The sequence below is a fragment of the Methyloglobulus sp. genome, from assembly GCF_964779595.1.
In genome coordinates this window covers 27,508-42,345 of record NZ_CBAROL010000010.1, presented here as the reverse complement: position 1 = coordinate 42,345, position 14,838 = coordinate 27,508, and the positions used below count along the sequence as shown (strand labels likewise).

Annotated in this window: 12 protein-coding genes; 4 read left to right on the top strand and 8 right to left on the bottom strand. The window is 45.4% G+C overall.

Going from position 1 to position 14,838, the window contains the following annotated elements; all coding sequences use genetic code 11:
- Nucleotides 1–69 precede the first annotated feature (69 nt).
- The 6 genes from AC1YY3_RS05650 to AC1YY3_RS05625 all read right to left on the bottom strand — a co-directional run bounded on the left by AC1YY3_RS05650 (nt 70) and on the right by AC1YY3_RS05625 (nt 7,988).
- The gene (locus tag AC1YY3_RS05650; RefSeq protein WP_481823483.1) at nt 70–480 is read right to left on the bottom strand and encodes a hypothetical protein; all 411 of its coding nucleotides are present in this window, start codon (nt 478–480) and stop codon (nt 70–72) included.
- A gap of 354 nt (nt 481–834) precedes the next feature.
- Nucleotides 835–2,793, bottom strand: coding sequence for a molecular chaperone HtpG (gene htpG, locus AC1YY3_RS05645; protein ID WP_481823482.1), 1,959 nt, complete (start codon nt 2,791–2,793; stop codon nt 835–837).
- Between the two features lie 248 nt (nt 2,794–3,041).
- Complete coding sequence (locus tag AC1YY3_RS05640; protein ID WP_481823481.1) at nt 3,042–4,040, bottom strand: glycosyltransferase family 4 protein; 999 nt, start codon at nt 4,038–4,040, stop codon at nt 3,042–3,044.
- Nucleotides 4,041–4,054: 14 nt separating this feature from the next.
- Entirely contained in the window at nt 4,055–5,398 is a 1,344-nt protein-coding gene (locus tag AC1YY3_RS05635; protein ID WP_481823480.1) for an MFS transporter, read from the bottom strand.
- Nucleotides 5,391–6,710, bottom strand: coding sequence for a dicarboxylate/amino acid:cation symporter (locus AC1YY3_RS05630; RefSeq protein WP_481823479.1), 1,320 nt, complete (start codon nt 6,708–6,710; stop codon nt 5,391–5,393). The genes AC1YY3_RS05635 and AC1YY3_RS05630 overlap by 8 nt, the downstream gene beginning before the upstream one ends.
- Nucleotides 6,711–7,988, bottom strand: coding sequence for a dicarboxylate/amino acid:cation symporter (locus tag AC1YY3_RS05625; RefSeq protein WP_481823478.1), 1,278 nt, complete (start codon nt 7,986–7,988; stop codon nt 6,711–6,713).
- Between the two features lie 405 nt (nt 7,989–8,393).
- Here AC1YY3_RS05625 and AC1YY3_RS05620 point away from each other — a divergent pair, with 405 nt between their 5' ends.
- Both AC1YY3_RS05620 and AC1YY3_RS05615 read left to right on the top strand, forming a co-directional pair.
- The gene (locus AC1YY3_RS05620) at nt 8,394–9,116 is read left to right on the top strand and encodes a hypothetical protein (protein ID WP_481823477.1); all 723 of its coding nucleotides are present in this window, start codon (nt 8,394–8,396) and stop codon (nt 9,114–9,116) included.
- A gap of 15 nt (nt 9,117–9,131) precedes the next feature.
- Nucleotides 9,132–9,833, top strand: coding sequence for a S8 family peptidase (locus AC1YY3_RS05615; RefSeq protein ID WP_481823476.1), 702 nt, complete (start codon nt 9,132–9,134; stop codon nt 9,831–9,833).
- Nucleotides 9,834–10,268: 435 nt separating this feature from the next.
- Here the strand turns inward: AC1YY3_RS05615 and secA are convergent, their stop codons facing one another.
- Entirely contained in the window at nt 10,269–12,989 is a 2,721-nt protein-coding gene (secA, locus tag AC1YY3_RS05610) for a preprotein translocase subunit SecA (protein WP_481823475.1), read from the bottom strand.
- A 219-nt stretch (nt 12,990–13,208) separates the two neighbouring features.
- Here secA and AC1YY3_RS05605 point away from each other — a divergent pair, with 219 nt between their 5' ends.
- The gene (locus tag AC1YY3_RS05605; protein ID WP_482194353.1) at nt 13,209–13,706 is read left to right on the top strand and encodes a DUF3465 domain-containing protein; all 498 of its coding nucleotides are present in this window, start codon (nt 13,209–13,211) and stop codon (nt 13,704–13,706) included.
- A gap of 77 nt (nt 13,707–13,783) precedes the next feature.
- Here the strand turns inward: AC1YY3_RS05605 and AC1YY3_RS05600 are convergent, their stop codons facing one another.
- Nucleotides 13,784–13,984: a cold-shock protein gene (locus AC1YY3_RS05600; protein WP_349027737.1), complete on the bottom strand. Its 201-nt coding sequence runs from the start codon at nt 13,982–13,984 to the stop codon at nt 13,784–13,786.
- A gap of 373 nt (nt 13,985–14,357) precedes the next feature.
- On the opposite strand from AC1YY3_RS05600, the gene AC1YY3_RS05595 reads away from it, so the two are divergent.
- Complete coding sequence (locus AC1YY3_RS05595) at nt 14,358–14,837, top strand: DciA family protein (protein ID WP_481823473.1); 480 nt, start codon at nt 14,358–14,360, stop codon at nt 14,835–14,837.
- Nucleotide 14,838: the final 1 nt, after the last annotated feature.

Sequence of the window (14,838 nt, the reverse complement as noted above, 5' to 3'; positions counted from 1 at the left end):
AGGTAGGGCGGTAAGGAAACAAAGGTGACCACATCTCCCGCCCCGCCCTCATGACACGAAACCTACAACTCACCCATATTGAGGTTTTTTGCGGTTGATTCTCAGCAAGCCCATTAAGCTCGGGGCGAACAACCAAAACGCAGCAGGAACGGGTACTTCGTTATGACCGCCGCCCCAGTCGCCATCATGACCACCCTGTCCGTCATGATCGCCATGCCCATAATCATGATCGTCTTCCTCATTTCTGCACATTCTCAAATAGACGTTATGGTTATGATGATGGTTTCCTACCAGTTCCTTGATGCGGTCATCAAAATCGTATCGATTGTCTTCGTGGTAAGAACCACCGTGACCGGGCTTCTCGTTCAGTCCATGTTGTGCGTATGAATCATCGTGATCCATACCCTTCGTTGCCGCATAAGTGAAAGATCCATAACTAACAAATACGGGTACAGCCAATACCATATATCTCAATTTCATAATTTTCTCCCTTAAAATTAACCTGTCTAGTAGTGTCAAGGTGATTCTTAACTGGGCATCAGACTGCGCCCCTGTCCAAGAATCAAGCTTAGGGCTAATTATGAAGAGATGATGATTAAAAAATGATTAAGCGCGTCAGCTAAAATAAAAATAGTTTGATACGAATCGTTATGGCTTGGCAGGTTTCAGTGGGTGGTTAAAGCGGCAATATGTTAAAACACTTAGTGACGGGTTAACATAACCCGTCACGCGGGAGTACAAACCTTGGTTTGCACTCCGGCATTCGCTGTTTATAAGGATTCAAAAAACATGTTTTTTGACTCCGTATTTCTTAACTGTGGGTATCTATTAAAACTACTTCAACAACCCCTGTAACAACCCATTCAATTTATGCACAAACGCCGCAGGATCGTCTAATTGTCCGCCTTCGCTCAAGATTGCTTGGTCAAATAGGATATGGGTCAAATCGGCAAAACGTTCATCATCTTGCTCAATCTTTAGTCTTGCCACTAAAGCATGGTTTGGGTTGATTTCAAAGATCGGCTTTCTGTTCATACCCATGCCCATACCCTGCCCGGCTTCCTTCATGATCCGCTCCATGTTCAGGCTCATGCCGTAAACGTCGGCAACCACACAAGCAGGGGAGTCGGTCAGGCGTTGGCTTAATTTGACTTCGCTGACTTTATCGCCCAATACGTCTTTGATTTGCTTGATGACTGCCTCGAAATCTTTGCTGACTTCTTCCTGTTCTTTTTTGGCTTCTTCATCATCCGGCGTACCTAAGTCCAGGTCGCCTTTAGCAACCGATTGCAAATGCTTACCGTCAAATTCTTCTAAGTGGGAGATCAACCACTCGTCAATTCGGTCAGATAGCAACAAGACTTCGATGCCTTTTTTGCGGAATATCTCCAGATGTGGGCTTTTTTTGGCGGCGGCAAACGTTTCTGCTGTTACGTAATATATTTTGTCCTGACCTTCCTGCATCCGGCTGACGTACTCTTCCAAAGTAACTTCTTGCTTGTCGGTATCGGCTTTGGTCGAGGCAAAACGTAGCAATTTGGCGATGCGCTCTTTATTGCCATGATCTTCAATCGGGCCTTCTTTCAGCACTTGCCCAAATTCCGCCCAGAATTTTTCATATTTTTCAGGCTCATTCTTGGCAACACCTTCCAACATGCCCAGCACCTTTTTGACTGCGCCAGATTTGATGGTGCTAAGTTGTTTGCTTTGCTGCAAGATTTCCCGCGATACGTTCAATGGTAGCGAGCCAGCATCAACTATTCCGCGTATAAAACGCAGGTAACGCGGCATGAGTTGTTCCGCATCATCCATGATGAAGATTTTACGCACATACAGTTTTACGCCGTGCTTAGTGTTTCTGTCCCACAGGTCGAACGGCGCACGGCTTGGCACGTAGAGCAACAAAGTGAATTCATTCGTGCCTTCTACCTTGCTATGAACATGTACGAGCGGATCTTGCCAATCGTGGCTGACGTGCTTGTAGAATTCGTTGTAGTCCTCGTCTTTTATGTCCTGACGGGCTTTCATCCATAAGGCCGAGGCGCTATTGACGGTTTCATCTTCGGGTTCTGGCGGGGTTTTCTCTTTGAGTTCAGCTTCCTCGCCGTCCTTTTCTTCCTCTTCCTCCTCATAAGTCGGCATGACCTCTTTAGTCATGATAATCGGAATAGAAATGTGGTCGGAAAATTTTCGTACGATGGAACGTAATCTGTAGCTATCCAAAAATTCAACTTCGGATTCTTTAAGATGCAAGACTATTTCCGTCCCACGCTGTTCCTTGGTCACAGTTTCCAGTGTGTATTCGCCTTCTCCAGCCGATTCCCAACGTGCGGCTTCGTCTTTGCTGGCACCTGCTTTACGTGTGGTCAGCGTAACTTTATCGGCGACGATAAAAGATGAATAAAAGCCCACACCAAATTGACCAATCAATTCGCTATCTTTGGCTTGTTCGCCAGTTAGCTTTTCAAAAAACTGTTTAGTGCCGGATTTAGCAATCGTGCCGATGTGTTCCTGCACTTCGTCGCGGGTCATACCGATGCCGTTGTCGATGATGGTAATAGTGCGTTTTTCTTTATCGAACGCCAGACGAATTTTTAATTCACTGTCGCCTTCGTAAAGGTCGTCATTGGATAACGCCTCAAAACGCAGCTTATCAGCCGCATCTGAGCTATTAGAAATCAACTCGCGCAGAAAAATTTCCTTGTTGCTGTACAAGGAATGGATCATCAGATGTAAGAGGTGTTTGACTTCGGTTTCAAAACCTAAGGTTTGTTTTTTTGCTTTGGCAGACATTTTTGTATTCCTAAAAATAAGATGAACTTAACTACGCTTGATTTAAGGGCAGAATTTATTTTTTCAAGGGTAACTGGGATTTAGCTTTAGACTCTTTCCCATGCTGAAGAGTACTGCCCACAGTTAAGCGTTGAGACATCGTTAACTTGGCGTGCAAACCTAGGTTTGCGCGTCGACATGCACTGTTTATAAGGGATCAAAAAACATGTTTTTTGACTCCGAAAACTTTTGAGTATGGTAACGCTTTATCAAACAATATGAACAAGATTGTCCACAAATTGCTGGGTGCATTTTTCCCAGGTGTATTCCAACGCGTATTTTCGGCAATCTTGCGGATTTAACGATAAAGCCGACATTGCGGCATGTTGCAGGTTCTCGCTCAAGATTCCGACCTTGACATCAGTGATGACCCCTTTGGGTGCTTGCACGGGGTAAGCTGCGACCGGAACACCGCTGGCTAAGGCTTCCAGTAGCACGACACCGAAGGTATCAGTCAAGCTGGGGAAAACAAAGACATCGGCGGCGGCCATAAAACGCGCTAGGTTTTCACCTTGCTGGTATCCGGTAAAACGGACGGCAGGATATTTTTTTGCCAATAGGTCTTTGTGTGTACCATCGCCGATGACATATTTGGTGCCAGGGAGTTCAAGTTTCAAAAATGCTTCGATATTTTTTTCGATGGCAACCCTCCCGATACACATAAATATCGGACGCGGGTCTTTAATAAAATCTTTGTCACGGGGTCTAAATAGCTCGGTGTCTACACCCCGCGACCAGCGCACCAAACGCTGATACCCCTTTTCACGCATTTCCTGTTCCAGGGATGCAGTCGCCACCATGACATTAGCGCTTTCACAATGAAACCAGCGCAGGTAAGCTTCGCTTATCCACATCGGAAAACCGGTGCGGAGCTTAAAGTATTCTGGGAATTGGCTAAGATAGGAGCTGGTATATCGATAGCCAAGCTCGCGGCAATAACGCCGAGCCGCAAAACCAATCGAGCCTTCAGTGACCAAATGAATCGCATCCGGCTTAAATGCCTTGATGATGGGTCTTAACCGAGAGCCGCAAAGAAACGCCATACCTACGTCGGGGTAGCCCGGCCAAGGGTAAGTCTTAAAACGATCAGGCGTGATGAGTTCAACCTCATGCCCCAGCCTTTTCAATGTAGCAACGGTATTGGTTAAGGTCGTGACCACCCCATTGATTTGAGGATGCCATGCATCGCTGATTAAGGCAATTCTCACGATGTTATCTCACCTTACTTAAGCCTTGCCTCAATTTGGCTACGCAGCGCTTGTTGTTTCGCCTTGGTGATCGGGAAATGCCACATAAGCGGGAATCCCAGTAGCATAATAAAACAAGGCAGCCAGCCATAAATTCTCATCAGGGCAAATTCGGTAGCCTGACTATGGGCAGCCAACGAAGGTTCGAAGCCGTAAAATGCAGGCAATGATGTTCCCAAAAACACACCCAAGCCGATAGCCAATTTGATAGCCATGCCCCACAGCGAGAAATAAAAACCCGTACGCTGACGGCCTGATGCCAGTGTGTCATGATCGACGACATCGGCGGCTATCGAGTTAGACAAGAAAATGATAGATGCCAGGCTACTACCGCGCAATACGATCAAGGTGACATACAACTCTATGTCACCATGACCGACCCAGGGTAATGCCAAACTCCACAAACCGATCCAAAGCCCCGCGAATGTCAGCGTCCGATGTTTACCTATCTTATAAGAAAGTGCAATCCATAATGGCAAACAGGCGAGAGATGCCACGGTTTCGGCAAGTATCATCGGGGAAAACAACTCAGGTCGTCCTACAATATGCTTCAACACCATTTTATGTAAGGTGGCCTGTATCATCAGCCCCGTGCCAAACAGCACGAGCGTAATCAACGTTCTCACAAAAGCCTGGTTACGGAACACCAGCTTCAGCCCCGACCAGCCGATGACGTGTTCTTGATTATTCAAATTTTCCGCTGGTTTTTCAGGCACTTTAGACACCGCCAGAACCACAAAAATTGGCAATCCAACGCAAACCAACAAAGCAATCACCTGAAGATGCTCACGATTACCGTGATAACCCAGGTAACCCATCACCATTAGAATGAACAGAAACAAGATATGCCCACTGGCACCAAAAGCTTCTCGCCAAGCCGCAATGCGCGAGCGTTCGTTGTAATCGCTAGAAAGTTCCGCTCCCCAAGCCTTGTAAGGCAAATCAAAAACCGTAAACGACAAAAACAGCAAGCTAGACCACATAAATAGATACCACACGGATGCCGATTGCTGTGGCACAAAAACCATCCAGGTTGCCAGGATTAATAACGGCGTACCAACCACTAACCAAGGTTTGCGCCGCCCCCAACGGGTAAGCCAGCGGTCACTCAGGATGCCCATGAAAGGATCGATAAACACATCCAACAACCGTGAAGCCGCAATCGCCAGCCCCACACTTGCCAAGGGCAAGTCCAAGTCATCTGCGTAAAACGACGGGATAAACAACACCAAAGGCAACAGCACCATCGAATGAGTAAGATGCGGCAAGCCATACAACGCCATCAGCTTGTGAGAAAGCGCGGAGAAAACTTTAGGCATTGTTTGGAGAGTTTGCCTTAAGTTGCGTATTAAGCTTTTGATAATCTAACTCATTTTCCCACTTTGCCGCGACTATCGTGGCTACGCCGTTGCCGATTAAGTTGGTCAAAGCACGGGCTTCGGACATGAAGCGGTCAATGCCAAGTATTAAGGCAAGCCCTGCAACCGGAATAGTCGGCACGGTTGAAAGCGTGGCAGCCAGCGTGATAAAACCACTACCCGTCACTCCCGCCGCACCTTTGGAAGTCAGCAGCAACACGCCCAGCAAAGTTAATTCCTGCGTCAAGGTCAAAGGCGTATTGGTTGCCTGGGCAACAAAAAGTGCCGCCATAGCCAAGTAAATCGACGTGCCATCGAGATTGAACGAATAGCCCGTGGGGATAACTAGCCCCACAACCGATTTGGAACAACCTAATTGCTCCAGCTTTACCATGATGCGCGGCAATACCGATTCTGACGATGACGTACCTAGCACGATAAGCAATTCATCCTTGATGTAAACGATGAAGCGCACAATGCTGAAACCAGTCAATCTTGCAATCAAGCCCAGTACACCAAATATAAACAGCAAGCAAGTCAGATAAAAGCTACCTATCAAAGCTGCCAGTGGCACAAGTGAAGCAACACCGTACTTACCAATGGTAAACGCCATCGCCCCGAAAGCGCCGATGGGAGCGAGCTTCATGATTGTCTCCACGATCCCGAACAGGGCGTACGAAATTTTGCTTATAAAGTTCACAACCTCCGCCCCTGTGTCTTTCATGGCAGCGAGGGGAAAGCCGAATAACAATGAAAACAGCAGCACCTGCAAAATATCGCCCTTGGCAAAGGCATCAATCACGCTGGTCGGGATGATGTTGAGCAGGAAATCGACCACTCCGTGAGCCTTTGCGGCATCCGTATAAGTGGCAAGGCCTTTGGTATCCAATAAACTGGCATCAACATTCATACCCACGCCGAGTTTAATGAGATGAACGACCAACAAGCCGATAATCAGCGCCAACGTGCTTACCACTTCGAAATAGATCAGGGCCTTAACACCGACTCGCCCGACCTTGTCCATCTCCTGCATACCGGCAATGCCCGTTACCACGGTGCAGAAGATAATCGGGGCGATAATCATCTTGATAAGCTTGATAAAACCGTCGCCCAAGGGTTTCATCGAAACGGCTATATCAGGACAGAAATGACCGAGCAAAATACCGAGCGTAATAGCAGCCAAAACCTGAACATAAAGGGTTTCGTGAAGCTTCTTACTGCCTTGCTTGTTAAGTTCAATCGCCATGACAGATTCCTTTTGCGAATCAGCCATCTACTTCAACGCCTTTTCCCATCGACTAATCACCGCTGATGCCATGCTATTGCCGAATACGTTAGTCGCGCTGCGCCCCATGTCCAAGATTTGGTCGATTCCTAGCAACAATAATAATCCGGCTTCGGGGATATTGAACATCGACAAGGTGGCGGAGATCACAATCAACGATGCCCTGGGTACGCCTGCTACGCCTTTGCTGGTGAACAGCAATACCAACAGCATCAAAAGCTGGTCAGCAAGCGGCATATCAATGCCATAAGCTTGGGCGATAAACAGGACGGCAAAAGTCATGTACATCATGCTGCCGTCGAGGTTGAAGGAATAACCGAGCGGTAGCACTAAGCCGCAAACTTTTTCGTCGCACCCGAAGCGTTCCAGTTGCTGCAAAAGCTTGGGGTAGGCACTTTCGCTACTGGCTGTGCCGAAAGCCAGTAGCATCGGCTCACGAATGTGGTTGATTAACGAAAAAATCCTGCGCCCTAGAAACAGGAAAGTAAAACAACCGAGCAAACTACACAACAAAAACAGCCCGAAATAGAATTCTCCGATAAATTTGCCATAAGTCAGCAACACGCTTATGCCTTGTTGTGCGATCACGGATGCTATGGCGGAAAATACCGCCACGGGCGCATAGTGCATCACGTAACTGGTAACTTTCAGCATGATATGCGCCAGTGAATCCAGCAATTTCACCATCGGCTGCGCCAGCTCGCCCAACGATGCACAAGCCACGCCAAAGAACATGGAAAACACCACGATTTGCAATATCTCGTTGTTTGCCATCGCTTCAACCACACTTTTCGGGAAGATATGGGCGGCAAATGTGCTGAGTGTCGGCTTCACGTCCGGCAAACCCGTTGCAGTACCAACAGTGGGTAAGTCGATATGTAGCGAACTCCCTGGTTCAAACACATTCACCAGCAACATGCCCAACAACAAGCTGAACAAAGATGCCGAGAAAAACCACAGCAACGCTTTAATCCCAATACGACCAACGGTATTGATGTCGCCCATCTTAGCCATACCTACGACCAGCGTGGAAATCACCAAGGGCGCGATAATCATCTTGACCAGGCGCAGGAAAATATCAGTTAGCACGGTAAAAACCGTGATAATCTGACTTAATAGCGGGTTAGGCTTGACTTCCCCTGTGCCACCGAATGTTATGTTGAGCAGTTCTCCAACTACAATGCCGAGTACGAGTGTGATAACGACGTAGAGGGTTTGGCGATTGGGTTTGTGGTCGTGGGCGTGGGCGTGTGTATGAGTGGTCATTGAATAAGCACCTTATTGGCTGTATTCAAGCAACTTTAACAGAGTGGGTGTTATTAAGACAATGTGTCACTACCGCGACGATTGATTTTAATTGGGTTCTCGCACCAGAAGTGCGAGTCGCTTTTTCTCCTGCAAGAGTAAACGTAAGCCAATGGCATGGCTAAACTTTAGATATCACAGTACTTTCAATCTATTCTGACTAATATCCTTCGTTTTTCATGGTTGGTTAAATCTAAGGTAGATCGTGCATGCGTTACACTGAACATGTGCTGGCAATTGAAACAATATCGGCGAAATATCATAAAAAAGTGTAATTAATACTATACTGATAGCTTTTTTATGTATTGCAAAAGAGTGTCATAACACTAATTTCCGCCCATTACACATACGCACATGGAGCAAGATATGAAACGATTTCCTTATCTTTACTTATTAACAGTACTTTTATTTTGCTGCCCGCCCCTTCTTGAGGCATCACCTCCAACACAAGAGACTTCAACTTCCGAGTCAACCGACTCTGATGTAGACACCCCTGCTGAAATCAATCAACTTGCTAAAAAAGCCCATAATAAAGGTAACATAAAGGTTCTGGTCGAATTAAATGAACGCTTAACTGAAAAAGATTATTCCAAAATTAAACAAAAACGAATCAAGCGAACTCGATTAATTGAGTATCAACAAAAAGCGTTATTGGAAGATGTTTCAATAGGAAATGCGAAAGCAATGAAGCATTATCAGCACCTCCCATTAATGGCCTTATCAGTAACAGAAGATGAATTAAAGAACTTGCGTAAGTCAGCGCGAGTCAACTCAATCTCTGAAGATCATATTTACTTTCCCTTATCTCACGAAGTCAGTATTGGTCAAATAGGTGCAGATGTAGGCTGGAGCCTAGGTTATACAGGAAAAGGTCAATCAGTCGTAGTCATCGACTCCGGTGTAGACAAATCTCATCCTTATCTACGTAAAAAAGTGGTCAGGGAAGCCTGCTTCTCATCTAGGATAGAAGACAAGCCAACTGGGATAAAAACCGTTACACCTCTTTGCCGTAATGGGCATACCTCAGTTATTGGAAAAAATGCCGCCAACGTCAGATGCAAAGTAGGTGACATTGGTTGTGCACACTGAACATTTGTTGCTATCTTGGCAGCAGGAAATAGCAGGTTGCCAGGCTTTGTAGGTTCCGGAGTTGCCCCAGAAGCCAAGGTTATTGCCATCAAAGCGGATTCTTTGTTCACTCAAAGCGGATCTTGTGCGCCAGATCCAGCACCTTGCATAGGATTTTATAATAGCGATATACTAAAATCTCTGGATTATATTCTCAAAATTCATCGTCGCTTCCATGTTGCAGCCGTTAATATGAGTCTTGGTGGACCTGGTGAGTGCTTTAGAGGGCCACTCCGTCGAACCGTTAAACTACTCCGTCAAGCTGGGGTTGCAACTATCGTTTCTAGTGGAAATGATGGTACTCCTTACCAAGTTAGCTCACCTGCCTGCATTCCTGAAGCTATTAGCGTTGGTGCGACAGACCCAGTAACACATGCAATTACCGACTTTTCAAATGGTGCCCGTTCTCTCGATCTGCTTGCGCCGGGACAAAATATTGGCATCCCCTATTTTGCTATTGATCCCACTGGAAATGAGGTTGTATTGGCAGGTACTTCCTTTTCTGCGCCATTGGTTACTGGAGCGTGGGCAGCACTTAAATCCCATAAGCCCAAAGCTAAGGTTAGTAAAATATTAAATATATTAAAAAGTACCGGCGTTGGTGTAGTTGACCTCAGGAATGCTACTATCAAGCCTGAAATTAGGGTTGATAGTGCACAGCGTGCGTTAACACCATAAGTAATTTTTGAATCCGTGACATTAATTCCCGATAACTCTAAGCATTTCCTTTCCTGTAAAAAACGAACCCAAATATTTAGTGTATTGTAGTGTTAGAGGGTGGGTGAGAACACTCTAGTATTTCTGAGCATCAAATATTCTGGTACGTCCTCACCAACAACCAGTGTCCACTATGCTGCGAGTTCTAATGATTTATTTATTGGGCGTAATCTGAAAAAGACATCGTGAGCGAGTGGCATCCCTGGATTTTTTCATTTAAATGTTTTGCATGTTGTGTTTCTGTTATTTCCACATTCATCCACGCATATGGCTTAAACAAGGCAAAGAAAATATCTCACTTCAGCGACCTTGCTTAAAAATGACCATCCTTTCTGGTTAGCTACACCTCATCCAACCCTCTCCCCTTAGAGAGGGTTACAACAGCTACCCATAAACCTAATTCAACTTCCCATGACATTGCTTAAACTTCTTTCCTGACCCGCAAGGGCAAGGGTCATTACGACCTACCTTGTTGCTTTCCCTTACGAAAGGCTGGGCAGGCGCGGCTGGCATTTCTTCGAGAGCGGCTTCTGGATCGTATTCGCCCAAGGCAGATGATGCCTCGGCGTGTTCAAAATGTAATTCCCTAGGGGCTTGCATTTGCTCATCCATCGCCTGTACGTCTTCCTCTTGGCTTACTTGCACACGGAACAAGATTCGGGTGACTTCGTACTTGATGTGGTCGAGTAAGTTGGTGAACATCTCGAAGGCTTCGCGCTTGTATTCCTGCTTGGGATCTTTCTGCGCGTAGCCTCTAAGATGTATGCCTTTACGCAGATAATCCATTGCGGTTAAATGCTCTTTCCAACTGTTATCCAACACTTGCAGCATGACGGATTTTTCAAAGTGGCGCATGACATCTGAACTCATTTGCTGCTCTTTGTGCTTGTATAACTGCCCCAACGCTTCAATAATCCGAGTGCGTAGCCCTGCTTCTTGTAGCTTTTTGTCTTGGTCTAGCATGGTTTGGATCGGGACTTCAGTATTGAATTCCTGATAGAGATGTTCTTCTAATCCCTTGATATTCCACTGCTCTTCCATAGTTTTAGGTGGGATATACTGGGTGATGAGGTTATTCACCACATCCTTGCGAATTTCGACGATGATGTCGGAAATGTCCTTAGCTTCCATTAACTCGTTACGCTGCGAGTAGACCACTTTACGCTGGTCATTGGCAACATCGTCATAAGCCAGGATTTCTTTACGAATATCAAAGTTGCGGTTTTCTACTTTGCGCTGGGCATTTTCGATGGAGCGGGTAACCCAAGGGTGTTCGATAGCCTCGCCACTGCCCATGCCCAGTTTTTGCATCAAGCCAGCCACACGGTCAGATGCAAAAATACGCATCAGGTCATCTTGCAACGCCAAATAAAAGCGTGAGGAACCAGGATCGCCCTGACGACCAGAACGACCGCGCAATTGATTGTCAATACGGCGTGATTCATGGCGTTCTGAGCCGATAACATGCAAGCCGCCAGAGGCAATGACTTGGTTATGACGTTCCAGCCAAGTAGCTTTAACCTTATCTTTATCTGTTGCACTGGCATCAGCACCTAACGCGGCTAATTCAGCGTCTAGGTTGCCGCCCAAGACAATATCAGTACCTCGACCCGCCATGTTGGTAGCGATTGTTACCGCACCAGGCATACCGGCTTGTTGGACAATATGCGCTTCGCGTTCGTGTTGCTTGGCGTTCAGCACTTCATGCTTAACACCCAGTTTGTTCAACAAAACCGATACCCGCTCGGAATTCTCGATGGACGTTGTACCCACCAGAACTGGCTGTCCACGCTGAACGCAATCTTTGATGTCTTCTGCAACGGCGTTATATTTTTCGTCGGCGGTCAAATAAACCATATCGCCCAAATCCTTGCGGATCATTTTCCGATGCGTGGGGATGACGACAACTTCTAAGCCATAAATCTTATTTAATTCAAACGCTTCGGTATCAGCCGTACCCGTCATGCCAGAAAGCTTTTCGTACAAGCGGAAATAGTTCTGGAAGGTGATCGAAGCCATCGTCTGGTTTTCATTTTGGATTGAGGCGCGTTCTTTCGCTTCAATCGCCTGATGTAAACCCTCTGACCAACGCCGACCTGGCATAATACGACCCGTAAATTCGTCAACAATAATGACTTGATCGTTTTGTACGATGTAATCGACATCGCGTTTGAACAAGGTATGCGCTCGCAAAGACGCACTTAAATAGTGCATCAAACGGATATTGGTCGCATCATATAAACTGGTGCCTTCCGCCATTAAGCCGTGTTCCACCATTAAATACTCTACATGCTCATGACCTTTCTCGGTCAAATGGGCTTGGCGTTCTTTCTCATCAACCCAGTAATCACCGTTGCCTTGTTCTTTTTCCTGTCTAATTAGGAAAGGGATGATGGCATTGGCTTTAATATAAATTTCAGTGCTTTCTTCTGTTGCCCCAGAAATAATCAGCGGCGTTCTAGCCTCGTCAATCAGGATGGAATCGACTTCATCAACGATGGCAAAATTTAATCCGCGCTGGACTTTTTGCTCCAAGTTAAACGCCATATTGTCACGTAGATAATCGAAGCCGAATTCATTGTTGGTGCCGTAAGTGATGTCTGCTGCATACGATGTTTTTCGTTCATCGTGTTCCATCTGGCTGATAATCACGCCTGTGGTCAGCCCTAAGAAGCTGTACAACCTGCCCATCCATTCGGAATCCCGTTTGGCGAGGTAATCGTTGACGGTGACGACGTGTACGCCGTGTCCAGGCAAGGCATTGAGGTAGGCGGCTAAGGTAGCCATTAAGGTCTTACCTTCCCCAGTTTTCATTTCGGCAATTTTGCCGTCGTTAAGGATCATCCCACCGATAAACTGCACATCGAAATGGCGCATTCCAAAGACCCGCGAAGAGGCTTCTCTGACTACTGCAAAGGCTTCTGGGATAAGGTTATCAAGCTTTTCGCCTTTATTGAGCCGATTACGAAACTCATCAGTTTTGGCTTTTAATGCTTCATCAGATAATTTTTCATAGTCTGAGCTTAACGCATTAATCCTTTTGACAAGTTTCTTCTTTTTCTTGACAAGCCTGTCATTTCGGCTTCCAAAAACAAATCTAACCAGCTTGTTCAGCATGTGTATTTCCGATGTAAATTGAATCAAACCGTTGATTATATACTGTCTGGCTTATTAGGTACATAAAACAGCCGCAGTTCTGAGTGCAGAAGCTGTTGTATCAGCTAAAACATACGCAAACAATATTTTTAGGGCATTTTGCCTGATAATCAATCCGTTTGTGAATATTGGGCTAAGGCACGATAATCTCAAGTCATACGCACAATTTAGCTTACCGTTATGTTTAGCAAACTAAAACCCTCTATGCAAAAATCATCGGTTAATAAACGATTTATAAAGCTCATTATTTTGCTTTTACTGGGCATTTGCTCGGTTTTTCTACAATCTAATCGAGGTAGTTTTGGACTTAAGCCTTTACCACAAAGTACTAGCTCTGATTTAACCGACTTAGACACCTTTAAAAAAGCGTTCGATAATCAACAAAGTAATATTCAGGTAAACCAAACAGGGCGAATTGCCAAAATTTTCTGGGACGACGACCACGGGCTAAAGCATCAGCGGTTTTTGGTGCAGTTAGATTCTGGGCAGAAGATTCTCATCGCACACAATATTGATCTAGTGGCTAAAGTTGAGGGCTTGAAAGAAGGGGAGGTTATTTCTTTTTCTGGTGAGTACGAATGGAACAATAAAGGCGGCGTTGTACATTGGACGCATCGAGATCCAAGAGGACACCACCCTAATGGATGGCTGCTTTATAACAATCGTAGATATGATTAACCGTAAAATTTAGGCACAAAAAAACCACAGCCCCGTCACACCTTGGTGCGATAGGGCTGTGGTTAATTATTTCTTAATTAAGCGAGAGTAACTTCTTCTGCCTGTGGGCCTTTTTGGCCTTGTGTGATAGTAAAGTTTACTTTTTGGCCTTCATCAAGAGATTTAAAACCACCACCACTGATGTTGCGGTAATGAACGAAAACGTCAGGACCGCTTTCTTGTTGAATAAAACCAAAACCTTTTTCTGCGTTAAACCATTTAACTGTACCAGTTGTCATGAGTGTTCCTTTTGTATAGAGTAATTAAAGCCGTCAGGCTGATGGAGCTGGGAAATTTGAAGGTTACTTAATGATAAACAGGACGAGTAATACAGAAAAACTTCGTAGAGATAAGCATAGCGGTAAATCAATTTCGAGCTGGGTCAAGTGTATAGAGATGTGGACACCGTGTCAATGACTTGTTAATAAAAAACAATATCTCTTGATGCTTAACTATTTGAGTAAGATCAATAACTTCTATTAAAAGCCTAATCTTGATGATGAGCCGAAGCGGCTAAAATCAAGGTGCGGTGAAATGTTCTGTCAATATTGTCGGTTATGTTGCGACCAAATTCGGCTATGATAGCTATACAAGTGACGACTAGCATCCAATATGGTACAAAACGCAAGACCCTTAAAGGCAGTTTTATCTTACCCTAACAAAACAATTGCCTTGCTTTGCCTACAAATCAACCAGCAATTAGCCATTTTGGAACACATTAAAGCCGTATTACCAAAAGAATTGGCCGATCATGCTTTACATTGCGTTTTTAATAACAAAAATCCCAATAACAAAAAACTGCTTATTTACACAGATTCTGCGATTTGGGCCTCTCAATTACGTTTTTACGGCAACACCATACTAACCGCCATTGAATCTATTAACTCAGATACTGTATCCGCATTACAGATCAAGGTAATCAATGTGTCGGAAACTGCGAATACCCGCAAAAAACGCATTGCAGTTATTCCTTCTCAAACCGTCGCAGACGATATTAATAGCTATAGCCTCACCATAACGGACTCACAACTCAAGCAATCGCTGGATAAACTCAGCTCAACCCTAGCACGTTTACACCTTAGAAATAGCTAAT